Genomic DNA, 19974 nt, shown 5'->3' with positions numbered 1-19974 from the left:
AGCGCACCGGGACGGGCGGCACAGGTGCCGCCAGGTGAGGGAACCTCCGGCACGCCGGGGACGCCCCCGGAGACAACACAGCGGGAACTGCGCGCAAGGGAGCGCTTCATGCATCTCAGAAATCGTTTTACAGCCCGACCCCTCGGTGCCGTCGCGGCACTCGGGCTGGTCCTGGCCGGCGCAGTCACGACGGTCACGGCAGCCTCGATCGCGACGGCCGAGGACGTGGTCCTCCTCGAGAACGCCTTCGAGGACGGCACCTACGCCCCCTGGGGTCCGCGGGGCGGCGTGACGCTCGCGATCACCGACGCGGAGGCGCACGCCGGCGCGGCCAGCCTCGCCGTCACCGGCCGCACGGCCGAGTGGCAGGGCGTCGCGACCAGCTCGTCGGGCCTCTTCGAGCCCGGCGGCAGCTACACCGTCGGGGCGTGGGTCAAGCTCCCGGCGGGGACGGCCGGCAGCACCGGCCTCCACTTCACCGCCGAGCAGACGCCCGCCGACGGCAGCGGCAACACCTACACCTGGATCGGCGGGTCGGTCACGGCCACCGCCGGCGAGTGGGTGCAGATCGGCGGAACCTACGCGTTCCCCGAGGGCCTGAGCAGCGCCACGATCTACATCGAGGCCGCGCCGGTCGACGGCGTCCACCCGTCGTTCCTCGTGGACGACGTGCGGATCACCGGCACCGCGCCCACCCCGGACGTCACCACCGTGACCGCCGTCGACTTCGAGGACGGCACCACCGGAACCTGGACCCCGAGCGGCTCGGCCGCGCTCGCGTTCGTCGACGACGGGGCGGGCGGCCAGGCGCTGTCCGTCACGCGCGCCGCCGACTACGAGGGCATCCAGTCGCCCACCGGCATCTTCGAGCCGGGCGTCACCTACGACTTCTCGCTCCGCGCGCGGCTCCCCGAGGGTGCGGCCGGCACGCCCGGGTTCCGCTTCGTCGTGAAGCCCGCCTACACCTGGGTCGGCAACGGGACCCTCTCGTCGACGGAGTGGACCACCTTCACCGGCTCGTGGACGGCCCCGGCCGACGGCGACCCGGCCACGCTCCAGGCCTACCTCGGCAGCGACAACCTGGACGCGCCCTACACGATCCTCGTGGACGACATCGTCGTCACGACCGAGAACGGAGGCAGCGTGCCCGACGTCGTCCCGGGCGGGGCGGTCAACCCCGTCACCACCCCGGCGCGCCTCGCCCTGGGCAGCGGCAACGTCTCAGCCCTCACGTTCGACGACGGCCCGAACCCTGGCACCACGCCGGAGCTCCTCGACTTCCTGGCCGCGAACAACATCAAGGCGACCTTCTGCGTCATCGGCCAGAACATCCAGGCCGAGGGCGGCGCGATCCTCCTGCGCCGGATCGTCAACGAGGGCCACGTCCTCTGCAACCACTCGACCGGCTACGCCGACATGGGTTCGTGGACCGCCGAGCAGGTCGAGGCCGACCTCATCGCGAACATGAAGATCATCCGCGACACGCTGGGTGACCCGAACGCCAAGATCCCGTTCTGGCGCGCTCCGAACGGCTCGTGGGGCGTCACGCCCGGCGTGGCCGTGAGCCTGGGCATGCAGCCGCTGGCCGTGGTGAACACGATCAACGACTGGTCCACCCAGGACGTCCCCACGCTGACGGCGAACCTCCGCACGGCCATGAAGCCGGGCGAGGTCGTGCTCGCGCACGACGGCGGCGGCGACCGTGACGGCACGCTCGCCGCGGTGCAGACGGTCGTCACCGAGCGTCTCGCCGAGGGCTGGACGTTCACCTTCCCGCAGGGCACCCCGCCGCAGGGCGGCTCGGTCGCGCTGAGCACGGACTTCGAGTCCGGCCTGGACGGCTGGGGCCCGCGTGGTGGCAACGCCACCGACCCGACGGTCGCCATCACCACGGCCGACGCCGCCTCCGGCCTGCAGTCCGCGCTGGTCAGCGGACGTGACAACCAGGGCGACGGCATCGGCCGCGACGTGACGGGCCTCCTCACCGAGGGCGTCACCTACGACCTGTCCGCCAAGGTCCGCTTCGCCGAAGGAGCAGCGACCGACGCCGTCTGGCTGAGCATCGCGCGCACCGTCGACGGTGCCACGTCCTACTCGACGCTGGGTCAGTTCGACACGGTGACGAACGGCGGCTGGACCGAGGTGCGCCAGAGCTTCACCATGGGCGCGGCCGAGTCCGCGTACCTGTACTTCGAGACCGACTACAACGGCACCAACACGAGCGACTTCCTCGTCGACGACATCGTCATCGAGGTGCCTGAGCCGCCCGTGATCCAGGACCTGACCGGCATCAAGGAGACCACCACCTTCCCGGTGGGCGTCGCGATCGACAGCCGCGAGACCGTGGGCTCGGCGTCGGACCTCCTGCTGCGTCACTTCAACCAGATCACGCCCGAGAACCACATGAAGCCGGAGGCCTGGTACGACGCGGAGCGCAACTTCCGCATCCACCCCGAGGCCGCCGCGCTCATGTCGTACGCCCAGGCGAACAACCTGCGTGTCTACGGCCACGTGCTGACCTGGCACAGCCAGACCCCTGCCTGGTTCTTCGAGGACGCGGCGGGCAACCCGCTCACCACGTCCGAGACGGACAAGCAGGTCCTGCGCGACCGCCTGCGCACGCACATCGACAACGTCGCCCGCGCGCTGAGCGCCTACGGCGAGTTCGGTGGCACCAACCCGCTCACGGCGTTCGACGTGGTCAACGAGGTCGTGAGCGACGGCGGCGAGTACGCCGACGGCCTGCGTCGCTCGGAGTGGTACCGGGTCCTGGGCGAGGAGTTCATCGACCTGTCCTTCCAGTACGCGGAGGAGACGTTCAACGGCACGTACGCCGCCGCCGGCGCCGACCGTCCGGTGACCCTGTTCATCAACGACTACAACACCGAGCAGGGTGGCAAGCAGGACCGCTACCACGCCCTGGTGGAGCGTCTGCTGGGCCGCGGCGTGCCGCTCGACGGCGTGGGGCACCAGTTCCACGTGTCGCTCGCCATGCCGGTCTCGGCGCTCGACGCCGCGATCGTGCGCTTCGCCGACATGCCGGTCACCCAGGTGGTCACCGAGCTCGACGTGACGATCGGCTCCCCGGTCACGCAGGCGAACCTCATCGAGCAGGGCTACTACTTCCGTGACGCGTTCCGGTCCTTCCGGGCGCACGCCGAGGACATGTACTCGGTCACGGTGTGGGGCCTCACGGACGGCCGCTCGTGGCGCGCCGACAACGGCGACCCGCTGGTCTTCAACGACGCCTTCCAGGCCAAGCCGGCCTACTACGGCGCCGTCGACGGCGAGCTCACGGCCCGCCCGCGCACGGCGAACGTCTTCAAGGGCGACGTCGCGCTCGACGCGGCCGCCACGACCTCTCCCGAGTGGTCGCGGCTCCCGCTCCACGCGATCGAGGGCAAGGCGAAGTTCCAGCTCCGCTGGGCCCCGGAACACGTGACGGCCTACGTCACGGTGTCCGACGCCGCAGCCTCCGCGGGCGACTCGGTCACCTTCCAGCTCGGCTCGGCCGAGCACACGGTGAACCGTGACGGGACCGGCACCGCGCCCGCGGTGACGTCCGAGCGCGAGGGCGGCTGGACCGCCGTCGTGCACCTGCCCGCCACCGCCACGCAGGGCGGCACGCTCGCCCTGGACGTCCGCGTCGCGGACGAGGGCGTGGTCACCGGGTGGAACACGCCCGGCGCGACGGGGACGCTGACGCTGGTCGAGGAGCTGTCGTTCCTCGAGGTCGTCGAGGCCCGCACCGCCCCGGCGATCGACGGCACGGTGGACGGCACCTGGTCCGACGCCGGCGTGGTCACCACGGGCAAGCAGGTCTCGGGCACCGACGGCGCAGCCGCCGACGTCCGCACCCTGTGGCGCGACAACACCCTGTACGTGCTCGCCGAGGTCACCGACCCCGTCGTGGACGTCAGCGGCTCCGACCCGTGGATCCAGGACTCTGTCGAGCTCTACGTGGACCCGGGCAACGCGAAGAACGGCTCCTACCGCTACGACGACACGCAGATCCGCATCAGCGCGGAGAACGCCGTCTCGTTCGGCACCGGTGACGAGGCGTTCCAGCGCAACCGCGTGGTGAGCGCCACGACCCGCACCGAGACCGGCTACGTCGTCGAGGCGTCGATCTCGCTGCTCGAGTACGGCGGCCTGGACACGTTCCACGGCCTGGACTTCCAGGTCAACGACGCAGCCGCAGGCGCACGTACCTCGATCCGCAACTGGGCCGACCCGACGGGCGCGGGCTACCAGTCCACCGCCCGCTGGGGCGTGGGCCGGCTGGTGGGCCCGGCCGTCCCCGCGTGGGACGCGTCCACGGTCTACCGCGCGGGCGAGCAGGTCCAGTACGAGGGTGCGATCTTCGAGGCCCTCTGGTGGACGCGGAACCAGGTCCCCGGCACGCCGTGGGGTCCCTGGGCCGAGGTGGGCGACGAGGTCGTCTGCACGTCGGGCACGCACGCGGAGTGGACCTCCACGTGGATCTACGAGAAGGGCGACACCGCGGTGCACGACGGACACGTCTGGACCGCCAAGTGGCACAGCCGCACGCAGGAGCCGGGAGCGTCCTCGAAGGGGAGCCCGTGGAAGGACCTCGGCACCTGCTGAGCGAGTAGCTTCACGGGTCCCGGGCACCACCGCCCGGGACCCGTGAGAACGGGTGACGCGTTACCACGCCCCTGGGCGCGCCACCTACCCCCCGAGGCCGGGCGGGTCGTCGAGAGACGGCCCGCCCGGCTGGCGTCCGTCGCCGTCGAGGAGGGAACGCACGGCCGTTGCCGTGGGTGGCAGGCGGTCGGTGAAGGCCTGCCATAGACGCTCATGGTTGACGATGTCGGACCCGTGCGCGATCACGTGCCGCGTGCTGAGGATCAAGCGGGCTGCCCGCGTGCACCAGGTTGAGCGGGTCCCGGTCGCCCGTAACGTTCCTGCTGGTCCCGGACATGAACCTGTGTCCGCGAACGGTCTGACGAACGGAACCGCATGACGACCACCGACGAAGAGCGTTTCTCCGCTTTCTTCGCCGACACCCACGAGGCCCTGCTCGCCTATGCGCTCCGACGGACGGCGGTACCGGCGGACGCGGCCGACGTCGTCGCCGAGACGTATCTCGTGGTGTGGCGCCGCCTGGCCGACGTCCCGCCCGGTGACGAGGCACGCCTCTGGCTCTACGGCGTCGCCCGCCGGGTCCTCGCGAACGCCACGCGGGGTGAGCGGCGCCGCAACGCCCTCGCCGACCGGGTGCGCGAGTCGCTGACGGACGCACTGGACGGCGCCCCGGCGTCGGGCGGGTCCCCGGCCGCGGCCGACGCCGTGGAGGTGACCGACGTCGAGCGGGCCGTCGAGGACCTGCCGGAGGCAGACCGGGAGGTGCTGCGGCTCGTCGCCTGGGAGGAGCTCGGGCGCGACGAGATCGCGACGGTCCTCGGGGTCACGCGCGCGACCGTGCGCGTGCGGCTGCACCGTGCGCGTCGCCGGCTCCGGGACCGGCTGGCGGCGACGGCCGCCGGGGGTGCGGCGGCTGCCGGGGGTGCGGCGGACGCCGTCGGGCAGACGCCTGGGCCGCAACGGGACGGACGAGCCGGACATGTACGAGGTGGGCGGGCGACTGGCCGCCCCGGGGTGGAGGTGAACCGATGACGCACGACCCGTTGGCCGCACTGCGTGCGGCAGATCCGGCGCGCCGGCTACGCCTCGACAGCATCGACCCGGGGGCCTGGGAGGCCCTCAGGAGGGGGATCGTCATGTCCGAACGACCCGAGGAGCGTCCGGCAGGCCAGCCGGCGGAGCGACCGGCAGCCCAGACCGCGGGACGGCCCGCGCGGAGGCGGCGCCGCCTGCTCTGGGGCGGCATCGTGGGGGCGGGTGTCGTCGGCGTGGTGGCGACGGCTGCGACCGTCAGCGGTCTGCCTGGCTTCGTCGGCGGCCAGGCCGACGGGCCGAACTGCCTCACAGCGTGGGGCGAGCCCGCAGAGGCGTCGGGCGCCTGGCTGACCGGCGACGCGATCGCCGACTGCGACACGATCCGCGCCGCCGCCGGGCTGCCGCCCATCGAGGACCCCGCCGTGTTCTCCTTCAGCGGCTTCACCTACGTGGTGCCGCGCAGCGAGGTGCCGCCCGTCGTGGAGATCCTCGCGTCCTCGCGCGTGATGACCCCCGGATCCCTCGAGCTCGAGATGAGCCTCGGCGACTGGGTCGACGGCGGCGTGACGGACGAGTGCCGCTCCCAGGACGAGACGGTCGCCTGGGTCGAGGGTGAGTTCGACCGGCTCGGACTGGACGACTGGTCGATCGAGACCCGTGGTCCGGGCCCGGAGAGCACCGACTGCACCCGGGCCTTCGTGATGGAGCGCGGCCGGGTCATGGTGGCGTTCAGGGACGGCCCAGCCCCGGCCGAGGCGCCGGGCGGGGTCTCGCCCGAGCTGTCGGCCGCCGCGTCGTCTGCCGCCGCGTCGTCTGCCGCCTCGGGCGGGCCGGGGGCCGGCGAGCCCGACCCGATGGACGAGGTCCACCGGATCATCGCCGCGTTGCGGAACGGGATCGTGGACGAGTGTGTGTCGCTCCCCGAGGCCCGGGCGATCGCCGACGAGGCGCTGTCCGGGCTCGAGTACGAGCCGACCCCGACCACATCGATCGTCGACGAGTCGGTGGACTGCGCGCGGGTGGACATGCGGGTCGGCGGCAACGTCCAGGTGACGGTCTACGGGCCGTCGGCGGTCGGGTAGGGCCGGCCGGCGACGAGGAGAACAACCTGGCGCAGGCAACCGGCCGCGGTTGCCTGCGCCAGGTTGTTCTCGTCGCCTAGGTTCGTCTCGTGGACCAGCTTCAGAACGTCATTGCCGTCATGGACCGCCTCTACTCCCCGGGCGGCTGCCCGTGGGACCGGGAGCAGACGCACGAGTCCCTCGTGCGGTACCTGCTCGAAGAGGCGCACGAGCTCGCCGAGGCCATCGAGGCGGGCGACCGGGCGAACCTTCGTGAGGAGCTCGGCGACGTCCTGTTCCAGATCCTGTTCCACACCCGCATCGCGGCCGACGACCCGGACGACCCGTTCACCATCGAGGACGTCGCCGCCGACCTCACCGACAAGCTGGTCCGCCGCCACCCCCACGTGTTCGAGGCGGCGTCGACCCCCGACGAGGTCGGCATGACGAGCGAGGCGGTCCTCGCCGGCTGGGAGGTGCTGAAGCAGGCGGAGAAGCAGCGCAGCTCCGTGCTGGAGGGCATCCCGCTCGCCCAGGGGGCGCTCGCCCGCGCGCAGAAGGTGGTCTCCCGCGCCACCCGCGCAGGCCTGCTGCCCGACGACGTCCACGACGCGCCGGGCGGCGACCTCACCGAGCGCTACGGGCGGGAGCTGCTCGCCCTCGTGGCGCGCGCGGAGGCCGACGGGGTGGACGCGGAGGGCGCGCTCCGGGCTGCTTCACGTGCGCTGGAGGCAACCGTCCGGCATGGCGAGACGGGAGAGGCTGCCCCTGCCGGGCGGCACTAGGGTGGGTTCGTAACCTCCCAGCAACAGACTTTCCAAGGAGAACCCGTGGCTAGCATCGAAGCCGTTGGAGCACGCGAGATCCTGGACTCGCGCGGCAACCCCACCGTCGAGGTGGAGATCGTCCTCGACGACAGCACCTTCGCCCGCGCCGCGGTCCCCTCGGGTGCGTCGACCGGCGCGTTCGAGGCCGTCGAGCGCCGGGACGGCGACAAGGGCCGTTATCTGGGCAAGGGTGTCGAGGCCGCGGTCGCCGCGGTCAACGACGAGATCGCCCCCGAGCTGATCGGGTACGACGCTGAGGATCAGCGCATCATCGACCAGGCACTGATCGACCTGGACGGCACGTCGAACAAGGGCAAGCTGGGCGCGAACGCCATCCTCGGCGTCTCGCTCGCCGTCGCGAAGGCGGCCGCGAAGAGCGCGGGCCTGGACCTCTACCGCTACGTCGGTGGGCCCAACGCGCACGTGCTGCCCGTGCCGATGATGAACATCCTCAACGGTGGGTCCCACGCGGACTCCAACGTGGACGTCCAGGAGTTCATGGTGGCGCCCATCGGCGCCACCACGTTCCGCGAGGCGCTGCGTACCGGCACCGAGGTGTACCACGCCCTGAAGTCCGTGCTGAAGAGCAAGGGCCTGGCCACCGGCCTGGGCGACGAGGGCGGCTTCGCCCCGAACCTTGCCAGCAACCGTGAGGCGCTGGACCTGATCCTCGTCGCCATCGAGAAGGCCGGCTTCACCGCCGGCACCGACGTGGCGCTCGCGCTCGACGTCGCCGCCACGGAGTTCTTCTCCGACGGCACGTACGCGTTCGAGGGTGGCAAGAAGACCTCGGACGAGATGATCGAGTACTACCAGCAGCTCGTGGCCGACTACCCGCTGGTGTCCATCGAGGACCCGCTGTCCGAGGACGAGTGGGACGGCTGGGCGCAGCTCATGAGCGTGGTGGGCGACAAGGTGCAGATCGTCGGCGACGACCTGTTCGTCACCAACCCGGAGCGTCTCGCCAAGGGCATCGAGCTTCGCTCGGCGAACTCGCTCCTGGTGAAGCTCAACCAGATCGGCACGCTCACCGAGACGCTCGACGCGGTGACGCTCGCGCAGCGCAACGGCTTCACGACGATGACCTCGCACCGCTCCGGCGAGACCGAGGACACCACCATCGCCGACCTGTCGGTGGCCACCAACGCCGGCCAGATCAAGACCGGCGCCCCGGCCCGTGGCGAGCGGATCGCCAAGTACAACCAGCTCCTCCGTATCGAGGAGGCGCTGGACGAGGGCGGCCGCTACGCCGGTCGCACGGCATTCCCGCGCTTCCAGGCGTGAGCTCGACCCTTCTCGCCTGATGGTGAGAACGACATCGCGCAGGCAACGAGCTTTCGTTGCCTGCGCGATGTTGTTCTCGGCGTCGGTGCCGACCAGTTGAGGTGAAGTCCCGCCGCGCCGGGCGCGTTCACGTGCGGCGACGCCTCGGGTCGGCACAATCGAGCCGTGCCATCGTCCCGACGCCCCGCGTCGTCCTCCGGTCCGGCGCGCCGTCCTGCGGCGCGCCCCGGTTCGTCGTCGGGCGCAGCGGGTCCGAAGCGTGCTGAGCCCGGCAGGGGCAAGGGCTCGGCGACCACGCCGCCGCCGGCGATCCCGCCCGGGAAGGCGACCGGGCGGACGCCGTCGGGCCAGGGAGCGACCACGCCCCGTGCGGGCGGGAAGCCCGCGACCCCGAAGGCCGCAGGGAAGCCCGCGACCCCGAAGGCCGCGCCGGCCTCCCGGCCCGCGACCCCGAAGGCCGGGCCCGCAGCGCCCAAGCCCGCTGCCTCCCGGCCGGCCGCGGGCGCCACCCGCACCGCTCCCGGCGGGGGCAAGCGTCCCGTGCAGCCGCGTGCCCGTCGTGCGGTGAACGGCAGCGTCGCGGCCACCCGCCGGCCCGCCCGCGCGGAGCGGCGGCGCGGTCGCAGCGGCCTGGTGCTGCCCGAGGTGCTGACGGTCCGCGCCATCGTGCTGTCCGTCGTGGTGCTGCTCGCCATGGTGCTCCTCCTGCCGACGGTCCGAGCGGTCGTCACCCAGCAGTCGCAGCTGCGTGACCTGCGGGCGGAGCTCACGACCCAGCAGCAGCAGCGCGAGCAGCTCGAGGTCGAGCTGGCCCGCTGGGACGACCGGCAGTACGTCATCGAGCAGGCCCGGTCCCGGCTGAGCTTCGTCATGCCGGGGGACACCGTGTGGCGCACCCTGGATGCGGACTCGGTCCCGGAGGACGAGCCGACGGCGGGACCGGTCGGCACGGGGCCCACGACCGGCACGGACGGTGACGACACGCCCTGGTACACGTCCCTCTGGGACTCGGTGCGGATCGCGGGCGGCGGCGAGTAGCCGGTGGGGGACAATGGAGCCGGCCCCTTTCCCCTTCCGAGGACCAACTTGTGACGCACAGCATCGACGACCGCCCGCCCGCCCAGAACCCGGGGGAGGCCGTGACGGAGGAGGACCTGCGGGTCCTCACCGAGCAGCTGGGGCGCGAGCCCCGGGGCGTGGTCGGGGTGGCCGCGCGCTGCGTCTGCGGACGGCCCACGGTGGTGCGTACCGCGCCCCGCCTGCCCGACGGCACGCCGTTCCCCACCACGTACTACCTGACGCACCCCGGTGCGGTGGTGGCGGCGTCGACCCTCGAGGCGAACGGCGTCATGAAGGAGATGACCGACCGGCTCGCCGAGGACGAAGAGCTGGCGGCGCACTACCGTCGCGCCCACGAGCACTACCTCGCGGAACGCGAGGCGCTGGGCCACGTCGAGGAGATCGCGGGGATCTCGGCGGGAGGCATGCCCGCGCGCGTCAAGTGCCTGCACGTGCTCATGGGGCACGCGCTGGCAGCCGGCCCCGGGGTGAACCCTCTGGGCGACGAGGCTCTGGAGCGGGCGAGCGACCTGTGGCGCCCGGACCGCTGCACCTGCTGACCAGCGACCTGACACCCCCCGCCCCGGCACGAGAGGCCTGCACCATGACCACCCGCGTCGCCGCGATCGACTGCGGCACCAACTCGATCCGACTCCTCGTGGCCGACATCCCGGCCGACGGTTCGGGCACGCTCACCGAGCTCGACCGCCGCATGGAGGTGGTCCGGCTCGGGCAGGGCGTGGACCGCACGGGCGAGCTCGCCCCGGAGGCGCTGGAGCGCACCCTGACGACGACGCGCGAGTACGCGCAGGCGATCGAACGGCTGGGGGCGGAGCGGGTGCGGTTCGTGGCGACGTCGGCCACGCGGGACGCCCGCAACCGCGAGGCGTTCTTCTCGGGGGTGCACCAGATCCTGGGCGTGGAGCCCGAGGTGATCTCGGGCGACGAGGAGGCGCAGCTGTCGTTCCGCGGGGCCACCGGCGTGGTGGGCGCGGCGCACCCCGGCCCGTTCCTCGTGGTCGACCTCGGCGGCGGCTCCACGGAGCTGGTCCTCGGCACCGCTTCGGTGGACGCCGGGTACTCGATGGACGTGGGCTCGGTCCGCCTCACCGAGCGGCACCTGCGGAGCGACCCGCCCACGGCGGCCGAGATCGAGGCGGCGCAGGCGGACGTGCGAGCCGCGCTGGACGACGCCGCCCGCGTGGTCCCGCTCGGCAAGGCCGTCACCCTCGTGGGCCTGGCGGGCTCGATCACCAGCGTGACCGCGCACGCCCTCGGCCTGGCGCGGTACGAGCGCGAGCGGATCGACGGGTCGGTCCTGCCGGTCCACGCGGTCCTCGCCGCCTGCGACGCGCTGCTCGCGGCGCCGCGCGAGGAGCGGGCCGCGCTGGGGTTCATGCACCCCGGCCGGGTGGACGTCATCGGTGCGGGCGCGCTGGTCTGGGCCGAGGTGGTGCGGCGGGTCGTGGCCGACGTCGAGGCGTCGGGCGGCTCGCTCACCGAGGTGGTCACGAGCGAGCACGACATCCTGGACGGCATCGCGCTGTCGATCGCCTGAGCGCGCCTCGCGTTTGCCGAGATAGTGACTTCGTCCGACGAACTGACTACTTCGGCGCGAGCGGGCCGCCGAGATAGTGACTCCGTCGGACGAAGTCACTATCTCGGCGAACTCGGCGGTGCTTGTGCTGGCGCTAGTACGCATCACGGAGTAGTGTTCACGGCGACAGAGAGGGGCACCGTGGACATGACACAGCTGCTCAAGGGGGTGCTCGACGCCGCCGTGCTGGCCGTCGTCGAGCAGGAGGACGGCTACGGCTACGACGTGCTGCGCAGGTTGCGCGCCGCGGGCCTCCAGGACATCGGCGACGCCTCCGTCTACGGCACGCTCCGCCGCCTGTACGCGGCTGGTGCCCTCACGAGCTACGTGGTGCCCTCCGACGAGGGCCCGCACCGCAAGTACTACGGCATCACCGCGCATGGGCGCGCGATGCTCGGGACGCAGCGCAAGGAGTGGCAGGAGTTCACCGGCACCGTCGCGGGACTCCTCGGCAACAGGAACGAGGCAGCCTGATGGTCACCACCGGCACGGACACCCTCGCCGCGCACGTCCGCGGCTACGCGCAGGCGGTCCGCCTGCATCTGTCGGACCTCGGTCCCGACGTGGTCGAGGACCTCACCGACGGCCTCGAGGCCGACCTCACCGACGCGCTCCTCGACCTCCCGGACCAGGGCCGCGTCCCGGTACCGGTGTCCGACCCTCGGGGTCCCCGCGAAGTACCGCAGCGAAGCGAGGACACTTCGTGGGGTGAGGGCGGCGGCGGTCCGGTCACCACGGTCCTCGACCTGGCCGCGGTCTTCGGCCCGGCTGCCGCGTACGCGGTGGAGCTGCGGTCGGCCGCGGGCCTGGCGCCCGCCGCGGTGGGGGAGTACCGCCCGCCGCGCCGCTGGGCCGTGGGCCGGGGGATCGTGGCGGCGTACGAGGCGGTCGCCGAGAGGTGGAGGGCCGTCTGGCGGCCGTTCGCCTCGTCGCCGGCCGGCTCGGCGATCCTCGACTTCCTGAAGACGTTGGCCCCCGCCTGGTGGATCCTGCGGGGGTGGGTGGTGGTGACGGTGCTGCTGTTCCCCTTCGGCATGTCGGTCCGGCTCTGGCCGTACGACCGGGCCGCGCAGTTCCTGATGATCGTCGCCATCGTCGTGAGCGTGCAGTGGGGGCGCGGGAAGTGGCTCCCTCGCCGGTCCTGGGCGCCGCGCCTGCTCATGGTCGCCTCGGTCGGCGCGGCCGTAGCGGCTGTCCCGCTGGTCCTGTACGTGGCGTCGGCGGGGCAGCCCTACGACTACGCCGGCGGCTCCGGCTACGACGCAGGCTTCAACGACGGTTACAACCAGGCGCAGTTCGCCACCTCGCCGGTCGACTACCTGGGCGAGCCGGGCTCCGACGGCGTCTGGGTGGACGGCATGCAGGTCTCGAACCTGTTCGCCTTCGACCAGGACGGCAACCCGCTGCGGAACGTCCAGCTCTTCGACGACCGCGGGCGCCCGGTCCGGACCATCTCCGACCAGGGCGCTTCGCAGACCTGGGCGGTGCCGGACCTGCCGGGCGACTGGGTCTTCCAGCCGGCGTTCGCCGGAGACGGACGCGAGCGGTGGAACGTCTACCCGCTCCAGGCGGTCGAGCTCGAGGACACCGAGACGGTGTTCGACGAGGACGGCGACGGCTGGAACGACCGCCCGGTCCCGCTGACGGGCGTGCGGCCGCAGTCCATGCCGTGGCCGTTCCTCAAGGCGCCCACGGAGATCCCGTCGAAGGGCTCCCCTGCCGCTCCGGCCGACGAGGAGGGCGCCACCGAGGAGGAGCCCGGCGACGGCACCGAGGTGTCGCCGGAACCCAGTGCCCCGGCGACCGGCGACCAGCCGGGCGTCGCCCCGGGAGGCGACCGGCCGGCGTCGGGCACCGTTCCGGGCGGGAGCACGGGTGTGCCGACGCCCACGCTCGAGGCGACCGACGCCGACTGATTCCGGCCCGCGGGCGGAGCGCGACCCTCTGACCAGGGTCGGCGCTCCGCCCGCGCGGTGCATGCTCACACATGCCTGTCGTGGGGCGTGAGCCCTGCCGGACCCCGTCTGAAACCGGGGGCGATGCGCGGTAATCTAAGGATCATGCCTCAGAACGACCTGACCTCGGTCAGCCATGCCCAGGAAGCGGCGGCGCCCACACCCCGCCCGCGGAAGGTGCCGCGCATCGTGGTGCTCGGCGGCGGGTCCGTCGGGCTCTACGTGGCCCGGCGCCTGCGCAAGAAGCTGAAGAAGCGCGAGGCGGCGATCGTCGTCGTGGACCCGCGGCCGTACATGACGTACGCACCGTTCCTGCCGGAGGCGGCCGCCGGCTCGATCGACGCGCGGGACGTCGTGGCGCCCCACCGCCGCGCGCTCAAGCGCATCGACGTGCTGCAGGGCAAGGTCGTGAACATCGACCACGCGAACCGCAAGGTGTCGATCCACCCCGAGGAGGGCGCCGACTACGAGGTGTCGTACGACCAGCTGGTCGTGGGCCTCGGCTCGGTGTCCCGCACGCTCCCCATCCCGGGGCTCGCGGAGAACGGGATCGGCTTCAAGAACGTCGAAGAGGCCATCGCGGTCCGCAACCACGTGCTGAACCGTCTCGACGTGGCGTCGTCCACGTGGGACGCGGACGTCCGCAAGCGGATGCTCACGTTCACGTTCGTGGGCGGTGGCTTCGCGGGCATCGAGGCGCTGGCCGAGATCGAGGACATGGCGCGCTACGCGACGCGCCAGTACCCCACGATCGAGGCCGACGACCTGCGGTTCGTCATGATCGAGGGCGCCGGCCGCATCCTCCCCGAGGTCTCGGAGCCCATGGGTCTCTGGGCGCTCGAGGAGATGAAGAAGCGCGGCATGGAGTTCCACCTCAACACGTTCCTCTCGTCCTGTGTGGACGGGCACGTGGTGACCTCCACGGGCGTCGAGTTCGACTCGGACACGATCGTCTGGACCGCCGGTGTCAAGGCGAACCCGGTCATCAAGGAGAACTCGGACCTGCCGTTCGACCGCCTGGGCCGCGTGACGGTGCTGCCGACCCTGCAGGTTGCCACCGAGACCGGCGAGGTCATCGCGGGCGCCTGGGCCGCGGGCGACTGCGCCGCCGTGCCGGACGTCCTCAACCCCGGCTCGTTCTGCCCCCCGAACGCGCAGCACGCGATCCGCGAGGCCGTCCGCCTCGCGGACAACATCGTGGCGCAGCTCAAGGGCCGTGAGCCCGTGGAGTACAAGCACAAGAGCGTGGGCGTCGTGGCGTCCCTCGGCCTGTACAAGGGCGTCGCGGAGCTCTTCGGCTTCGTCAAGCTGCGTGGCCCGCTCGCGTGGCTCGCGCACCGCGGCTACCACGTCATGGCCATGCCGACCGGCAACCGCAAGGTCCGCATCATGATCGGCTGGATCGGGCAGTTCCTCATGGGCCGCGAGCTGGTCTCGCTCGGCTCGCTGCACGACCCGCGGTCCGAGTTCCGCGCCGCCGCCGTCCCGCCGAAGCCCGCGGGCGAGAAGGTGGAGCAGAAGGCGGAGTCGTCCGCGGCCACCGCCGAGGCAGGCGGCACCGAGCCGGCGGTCGCCAAGCGCTGAGCCTGCGACGGGGCTCGCCCCGTCCGCTTCGAGAACGTCATCAGGTATCGCTCCCTTGCCGGGACCGGTACCTGATGGCGTTCTCGGGGCGGACACCCGGCAGAGGGTGGACACCGACGATCCGGCGGTGCCGGGCTAATCTCTGGGGTGCGCCCCCATAGCCCAACTGGCAGAGGCAGCCGGCTTAAACCCGGCCAAGTCCCGGTTCGAACCCGGGTGGGGGCACCGCTGCCCGACGGCGCCACCGGGCCGGCTCGCGCGACCGGGCCGGCTCCTGCGACCGGGCCGGCTCGTCCCACGGGCCCCGCCGCCCGACCGCGACGGGCCCCGCCCGCCCGACCGCGCCGGCTCAGCGCCCGCTCGGCGAGCGGTCGGTCATGAGTCGGCGGGTGACCGGGCTGATCCGGTGACCGTTTCGCGTCACGAAGTCCTCGAGCACCGCCGCGTCGCTCCGGCCCACCTCGCGCAGGGCCGTGCCCACCGACGTCTGCACAAAGTGCTCCTCGTCGTCGAGGAGGAGGTCGATGATCGCCAGCGGGTCGGCGAGGTCGTCTGCCCGGATCAGCCAGAACGCGGCCGTGACGGCAGTGCGGCGCTCCCACGGGTTCGCGGACCGAGCCAGCTCGAACAGCGGGTCCCGCGACCGGCGCAGCAGGTAGTCCCCGATCACCCGGGGCGCCGCGCGGTCGACGAGGTCCCAGGCGTCGATGTGGTCGTGCTCCGCGAGGTACAGCTCGTAGACCGCGCGCCGGTCGTCGCTGTCGGAGGGACCCTCCCGCGCGCGGAAGTCGAGGATGCTCACCGCGACCACGCGGGCCTCGTACCAGGGGGAGCGGAGCAGCGTCCGGACCTCGTCGAGATCCATGGCCTTCTCCGCCTTCGCGAGGTCGAAGAGGTGCTTCATCCGGACCCCGATCACCTGGCCGGGGTCCACGCGCTTGCTGATCTTGGTGTGCTCGGCCGGGTCGGCGAGCTCGCGGAGCCGCTCGAGGATCTCTTCCGCCGTGCTCGCGGTGGTCATCTGCCGAGCGTAGGCCTGGCCACCGACACTGCCCTGCTTTACGCCCGCAGCAGACGGCGGAACCCTTCGGGTCTGTCGGACGCTGCGGGTAGCGTGACGGTGGGTAGGTTGGCAGCACGGGCGACGGCGGGGAGACGACCATGACGGTGACCCAGGTGACGGGCCGGACCGGGGCGAGCCCGGCGTACGGCCCCCGGCACGGCCCCGCGCACGACGCCGTGCTGGAACGCGGCCGCGAGCCCCTGCTCCGCCACCTGGTGGGTGGCATCCTCCGCCGCACACGCCGCGACCAGCGCCGCACGTTGTCCGACGTCGCGACGGCCGCCCGCGTCTCCACCGCCTACCTCTCGGAGGTGGAGCGGGGACGCAAGGAGGCTTCGTCGGAGGTGCTGGCCGCTGTGTGCGAGGCGCTGGGCCTGCGGCTGGTCGATCTCGTGGAGCGCGCCTGGACCGATCTGGCCCTCGTCAACGACGCCCGTGTCGTGGACCTCACGCGCCGCACCGCCGCGGCCGGGTTCCGCGCTGCCCAGGACGGTGCACCCGCTCGCGCGGACGCCGTCGGGCAGCGGGCTCAGGGCATGCTCCGCGCGGCCTGAGGCCCGCCGGGCGCCCGGCCGTGCCGCAGGAGGCCGGGGCGCGGTCAGGGCCTCGGTCAGCGGCTCGGCCGGAGCCCTGTCAGAGGCCCGCCCGGCGGCCCGCCGTGGGCCGGACGTCCTCCACCTGGTCCACGATCCGGTCCACGAAGCCGTACTCCACAGCCTCCTCGGCGGTGAACCAGCGGTCGCGGTCGCTGTCCCGGGCGATCGTCTCCTTGGTCTGCCCGGTGTGCCGGGCGTTCAGCTCCGTGACCACGCGCTTGGTGTGCAGCATGTTCTCGGCCTGGATCGTGACGTCGGCGACCGTGCCGCCGATCCCGCCGGACGGCTGGTGCATGAGCACCCGCGTGTGCGGCAGCACGTAGCGCTTGCCCGGGGTGCCCGCGGCGAGCAGGAACTGCCCCATGCTGGCGGCGAGCCCGAAGCCGACCGTCGCCACGTCGTTGGGGATGAGCTGCATCGTGTCGTACACGGCGAGCCCCGCGCTGATCGAGCCGCCGGGGGAGTTGACGTAGAGCGCGACGTCGGCGCGGGGGTCCTCGGCCGACAGCAGCAGGAGCTGCGCGCAGATGCGGTTGGCCACGGCGTCGTCCACCTCGGTGCCGAGCACCACGATCCGCTGGTGCAGCAGCCGGGAGGAGAGCTGGTCGTCGAACGGGCTGGCGGTGGCGGGCGCCTCGGCCCGCAGGAGTGGCTGGTTCATGCCCCCACCCTCGCCCGACGACGGACGGCCCGGTAGCGCTTTCGGCCTACGGCAGATCTGCCCTCGGCAGACGGCGCCGAGCGCGGCCGCGGGCCAGGCCGACGGCGGCGCGTCCGCTCAGCGCGCGTCCTCCGTGGGGTCGAGCAGGGGGAAGGCGTTGAAGTGGACCTGGACCGGCCGGGCCTCGGGGTTGTCGCCCTGAGCGCGCAGCGGCTCCAGGTGCTCCTGGTGGAAGTCCTCCCAGGCCTCGATCACGCGCGTGAGCTGCTCCGGCGTCGCGCGGAGGTTGGCCGTCGAGAGCGTGCCGACGTGGTGCCACTCCTCCGGGAGCCGGTCGCCCGAGCGCAGCAGGGCCCAGATCTTGTCCTGCCGGGCGCGCTCGAACTCCGCGTTGACCAGGTAGGCCGTCTCGCGGCCGGCGTGGTCCTCCGGGTCGCGGGGGTCCGAGATCGAGAACCGGCCAGGGGGTCGCTCCCACCAGCGCTCGCGGGCCGTGCCCTTGCCCTCCACCTCGCGGACGAAGCCGTGCTTGGCGAGCTGGCGCAGGTGATAGCTGGTGGAGCCGCTCGACTCGCCGAGGAGCTCGCCCAGGCCGCTGGCGGTGAGCGGGCCGTGACTTCCCAGCAGGTCGAGGATCTTGACGCGGAGCGGGTGGGCGAGGCCCTTGAGGGCGCTCGGGCCGACAGCCTCACGCACCGCGTCGTCGACGGCGGCGCCGATCTGGTCGCCCAGGCCGGACAGGGTCTCGGCGAGCCCGTCCACGCCTCCCTCAGCCACGCCCGCGCGGACCTCGGCGACGGTGTCCGCGACCTTCTCGCGGATCGCGTCGCCGAGGCGTCGTGCGGCCGGGCGCTCGGGGTCGGTGCTCATGGTGCTGACATTACTCAGCGGAGGGAGAGCGGGTGGCGCGCGGCGGCGTTGTCCCGGGCCCGCTCGGCGTAGGCGGCGCGCTCCCGCTCGTGCCGGGCCCGCTCGCGGTCGGGGAGGAAGCTGGTGGTGCGGCTGCCGGTGGTGCGGACAGCGGGGATGAACCTCGTCATGGCGATCTCCTTGCGGTCCGGCCGGCGACCCGGCCTGGGGGTGGTTGTCGGTACGACGACAACACTACCCATGCAAAGGAGTCTTTGCAAGAGATTGTTTGCAACTAGTTCTTTGGATGTTGGGTGACGGGCGATCAGGGGGCGGAGGGGCGACGCCGCCAGTCGTCGAGGTCCTGGTTGAGCCGCTCCAGGAGGCCGGCAAGCTGGGAGCGCTCCGAGGGAGACCAGCGGGCCAGAACCTCCTCGAAGCGTGTGCGACGGCGCTCCCGCTCGCGGCCCAGCGCCTCGAGCCCGTGGCGCGTGGCGGCGACGACGACGGCGCGCCCGTCCTCGGGGTCGCGGCCCCGTCGGGCGAGCCGGGTCCGCTCGAGGGCGGCCACCTGCCGGGTGACTGTCGACCCGTCCAGTCCCTGCTGTTCCGCGAGGGCGCTGATTCCCAGCGGGCCGCCCTCCTCGAGGAGGAGAAGCAGGAGGTAGCTCGACCGGTCGAGGGCGGGGCCGCCGGTGCCTCCGCTCTCCGTGTCCCGGATCCCCTCGACCCGTCGCAGGAGCAGGGCGAGCTGCAGCTCGACGCGCTGGAGCGGATCCTCGGGGCCTGCGGCGGTGGTGACCATGGATGCAGGCTACAGACGAACTATCTGGGCGATGCATGAATATCGGCCGCACGCTCCGCGGCTCGCCACAGTGCCGGCGTCGTCCCGTGCTCGCGCCGGAACGTGCGGGCGAAGTAGCCCGCGTCGCGGAAGCCCACCCGGGTGCCGACCGAGGCGATCGTGAGGTCGGTGCCGGCGAGCAGGCGCCGTGCCTCGCCCATCCGCCGCTCGGCGATCCACTGCTGCACGGTGCGGCCGGTCTTGCGGCGCACCACCGTGGTGAGGTGCGCGGGAGTCAGGCCGACGGCGGACGCGACGTCGCGCAACGAGATCGCCTCCGTGTAGCGGGACTCGATGACCTCGAACACGTCGGCGAGCAGCGGCTCGTCACGCCACCGCAGGGAACCGGGCAGGTCTGCGGTGATGCGGGCGACGTCGACGAGCACGAGGGTCAGGTGTGCCAGCGCGGCCTCGCCGTAGCCGTCCCGGCGGTCCTGTAGCTCGCGGTCGATCGCCTGGAAGCCCTCGGCGAAGCGGGCGCGGTCCGGCTCCGGGACCGGCAGCAGCTGGACGCCCGTGCCGTGCCCCCGGACGAACGGGAACAGCAGCGGGTGGGCGCGCCAGGACCGCAGGGCGCCCGGCTCGATCGCGTCGGGCGGGAAGAAGATGGTGCGCACGTCGGTGGGCAGGTTCGCGGCGTCCTCATCGACCTCGACCACGTCACCCGGGGCGACGAGGAAGAGGTCCCCTGCCCGCAAGGGACGGGCCTGGCCGTCGATCCGCAGGGCGCCCCCACCACTGACGACGAGGCCGAGCACCAGGAAGTCGTGGGCGTGCGGCAGCGGATGGGGCACGTGATCGGCACCGCCGATCCGCCCGGTACCGACCGGGGGAGCGCCCGGCGACCGCGGATACCCGTAGACCGGCACTCCGCGGGTGCTGGCGCCCGCACGATCGAAAAATCGTCCGGTGATAGCGGAAGATCGATCATTGGCATGAAGTTCTGGGCCG

18 protein-coding genes and 1 tRNA gene are annotated in these 19974 nt (G+C 72.6%); 13 read left to right on the top strand and 6 right to left on the bottom strand.

Translation table 11 applies throughout. The features are described 5' to 3' along the window. Nucleotides 1-108: 108 nt before the first annotated feature. The 12 genes from D1350_RS05645 (at nucleotide 109) to D1350_RS05590 (ending at nucleotide 15235) form a co-directional block, all read left to right on the top strand. Nucleotides 109-4608, top strand: coding sequence for an endo-1,4-beta-xylanase (locus D1350_RS05645; RefSeq protein ID WP_125774688.1), 4500 nt, complete (start codon nucleotides 109-111; stop codon nucleotides 4606-4608). Between the two features lie 375 nt (nucleotides 4609-4983). Further along, entirely contained in the window at nucleotides 4984-5640 is a 657-nt protein-coding gene (locus D1350_RS05640) for an RNA polymerase sigma factor (RefSeq protein ID WP_125774686.1), read from the top strand. A 104-nt stretch (nucleotides 5641-5744) separates the two neighbouring features. Next, nucleotides 5745-6725, top strand: a complete 981-nt coding sequence (locus tag D1350_RS05635) for a hypothetical protein (RefSeq protein WP_125774685.1) — start codon at nucleotides 5745-5747, stop codon at nucleotides 6723-6725. Between the two features lie 89 nt (nucleotides 6726-6814). Next, nucleotides 6815-7489, top strand: a complete 675-nt coding sequence (locus D1350_RS05630; RefSeq protein WP_240643896.1) for a nucleoside triphosphate pyrophosphohydrolase — start codon at nucleotides 6815-6817, stop codon at nucleotides 7487-7489. A gap of 45 nt (nucleotides 7490-7534) precedes the next feature. Continuing rightward, nucleotides 7535-8815, top strand: a complete 1281-nt coding sequence (gene eno / locus D1350_RS05625; RefSeq protein ID WP_125774683.1) for a phosphopyruvate hydratase — start codon at nucleotides 7535-7537, stop codon at nucleotides 8813-8815. 165 nt (nucleotides 8816-8980) lie between these two features. Next, the gene (locus D1350_RS24300) at nucleotides 8981-9853 is read left to right on the top strand and encodes an FtsB family cell division protein (RefSeq protein ID WP_240643895.1); all 873 of its coding nucleotides are present in this window, start codon (nucleotides 8981-8983) and stop codon (nucleotides 9851-9853) included. A 50-nt stretch (nucleotides 9854-9903) separates the two neighbouring features. Then, on the top strand, nucleotides 9904-10434 hold the full coding sequence (locus D1350_RS05615; protein ID WP_164545039.1) for a DUF501 domain-containing protein: 531 nt from the start codon (nucleotides 9904-9906) through the stop codon (nucleotides 10432-10434). Between the two features lie 44 nt (nucleotides 10435-10478). After that, nucleotides 10479-11432, top strand: coding sequence for a Ppx/GppA phosphatase family protein (locus tag D1350_RS05610; RefSeq protein WP_125774681.1), 954 nt, complete (start codon nucleotides 10479-10481; stop codon nucleotides 11430-11432). A 180-nt stretch (nucleotides 11433-11612) separates the two neighbouring features. Then, nucleotides 11613-11945, top strand: coding sequence for a PadR family transcriptional regulator (locus tag D1350_RS05605; protein ID WP_125774679.1), 333 nt, complete (start codon nucleotides 11613-11615; stop codon nucleotides 11943-11945). Further along, nucleotides 11945-13387, top strand: a complete 1443-nt coding sequence (locus tag D1350_RS05600) for a hypothetical protein (protein ID WP_125774677.1) — start codon at nucleotides 11945-11947, stop codon at nucleotides 13385-13387. The genes D1350_RS05605 and D1350_RS05600 overlap by 1 nt, the downstream gene beginning before the upstream one ends. Before the next feature lie 144 nt (nucleotides 13388-13531). Next, a complete protein-coding gene (locus D1350_RS05595; RefSeq protein ID WP_125774675.1) occupies nucleotides 13532-15010 on the top strand; it encodes an NAD(P)/FAD-dependent oxidoreductase in 1479 nt (492 codons plus the stop codon). 151 nt (nucleotides 15011-15161) lie between these two features. After that, nucleotides 15162-15235 (top strand) — tRNA-Leu (locus D1350_RS05590). 124 nt (nucleotides 15236-15359) lie between these two features. On the opposite strand, the gene D1350_RS05585 is transcribed toward D1350_RS05590, so the two are convergent. Then, entirely contained in the window at nucleotides 15360-16031 is a 672-nt protein-coding gene (locus D1350_RS05585) for a DNA alkylation repair protein (RefSeq protein ID WP_125774673.1), read from the bottom strand. Between the two features lie 140 nt (nucleotides 16032-16171). On the opposite strand from D1350_RS05585, the gene D1350_RS05580 reads away from it, so the two are divergent. Then, nucleotides 16172-16627, top strand: coding sequence for a helix-turn-helix domain-containing protein (locus D1350_RS05580; protein ID WP_125774671.1), 456 nt, complete (start codon nucleotides 16172-16174; stop codon nucleotides 16625-16627). Between the two features lie 79 nt (nucleotides 16628-16706). Here D1350_RS05580 and D1350_RS05575 read toward each other — a convergent pair whose 3' ends face one another. The 5 genes from D1350_RS05575 to D1350_RS05560 all read right to left on the bottom strand — a co-directional run bounded on the left by D1350_RS05575 (nucleotide 16707) and on the right by D1350_RS05560 (nucleotide 19817). Further along, nucleotides 16707-17330 carry a ClpP family protease gene (locus D1350_RS05575; RefSeq protein ID WP_125774669.1) on the bottom strand — a complete coding sequence of 208 codons (624 nt, stop codon included), beginning with the start codon at nucleotides 17328-17330 and terminating at the stop codon, nucleotides 16707-16709. 117 nt (nucleotides 17331-17447) lie between these two features. Then, nucleotides 17448-18200, bottom strand: coding sequence for a winged helix-turn-helix domain-containing protein (locus D1350_RS05570; protein WP_125774667.1), 753 nt, complete (start codon nucleotides 18198-18200; stop codon nucleotides 17448-17450). A 14-nt stretch (nucleotides 18201-18214) separates the two neighbouring features. After that, nucleotides 18215-18370 carry a hypothetical protein gene (locus D1350_RS23585; RefSeq protein WP_164545038.1) on the bottom strand — a complete coding sequence of 52 codons (156 nt, stop codon included), beginning with the start codon at nucleotides 18368-18370 and terminating at the stop codon, nucleotides 18215-18217. A 134-nt stretch (nucleotides 18371-18504) separates the two neighbouring features. Continuing rightward, a complete protein-coding gene (locus D1350_RS05565) occupies nucleotides 18505-18984 on the bottom strand; it encodes a MarR family winged helix-turn-helix transcriptional regulator (RefSeq protein ID WP_125774665.1) in 480 nt (159 codons plus the stop codon). Between the two features lie 20 nt (nucleotides 18985-19004). Continuing rightward, nucleotides 19005-19817 carry an AraC family transcriptional regulator gene (locus D1350_RS05560; RefSeq protein WP_206074427.1) on the bottom strand — a complete coding sequence of 271 codons (813 nt, stop codon included), beginning with the start codon at nucleotides 19815-19817 and terminating at the stop codon, nucleotides 19005-19007. Between the last annotated feature and the right edge of the window lie 157 nt (nucleotides 19818-19974).

It is taken from the genome of Antribacter gilvus, assembly GCF_003946865.1.
GTDB classification, from domain to species: Bacteria; Actinomycetota; Actinomycetes; order Actinomycetales; family Cellulomonadaceae; genus Antribacter; species Antribacter gilvus.
The sequence above is the reverse complement of the archived record's forward strand: the minus strand, read 5'-3'. Positions and strand labels throughout refer to the sequence as shown.

Bases quoted from the DNA above. Each gene is read 5' to 3' on its own strand.
- D1350_RS05585 (WP_125774673.1), bottom strand. From the start codon at position 16,031: ATGACCACCGCGAGCACGGCGGAAGAGATCCTCGAGCGGCTCCGCGAG.
- D1350_RS05595 (WP_125774675.1), top strand. From the start codon at position 13,532: ATGCCTCAGAACGACCTGACCTCGGTCAGCCATGCCCAGGAAGCGGCG.
- D1350_RS23585 (WP_164545038.1), bottom strand. From the start codon at position 18,370: ATGACGAGGTTCATCCCCGCTGTCCGCACCACCGGCAGCCGCACCACC.
- D1350_RS05640 (WP_125774686.1), top strand. From the start codon at position 4,984: ATGACGACCACCGACGAAGAGCGTTTCTCCGCTTTCTTCGCCGACACC.
- D1350_RS05570 (WP_125774667.1), bottom strand. From the start codon at position 18,200: ATGAGCACCGACCCCGAGCGCCCGGCCGCACGACGCCTCGGCGACGCG.
- D1350_RS05635 (WP_125774685.1), top strand. From the start codon at position 5,745: ATGTCCGAACGACCCGAGGAGCGTCCGGCAGGCCAGCCGGCGGAGCGA.
- D1350_RS05610 (WP_125774681.1), top strand. From the start codon at position 10,479: ATGACCACCCGCGTCGCCGCGATCGACTGCGGCACCAACTCGATCCGA.
- D1350_RS05600 (WP_125774677.1), top strand. From the start codon at position 11,945: ATGGTCACCACCGGCACGGACACCCTCGCCGCGCACGTCCGCGGCTAC.
- D1350_RS05580 (WP_125774671.1), top strand. From the start codon at position 16,172: ATGACGGTGACCCAGGTGACGGGCCGGACCGGGGCGAGCCCGGCGTAC.
- D1350_RS05565 (WP_125774665.1), bottom strand. From the start codon at position 18,984: ATGGTCACCACCGCCGCAGGCCCCGAGGATCCGCTCCAGCGCGTCGAG.
- D1350_RS05645 (WP_125774688.1), top strand. From the start codon at position 109: ATGCATCTCAGAAATCGTTTTACAGCCCGACCCCTCGGTGCCGTCGCG.
- D1350_RS05575 (WP_125774669.1), bottom strand. From the start codon at position 17,330: ATGAACCAGCCACTCCTGCGGGCCGAGGCGCCCGCCACCGCCAGCCCG.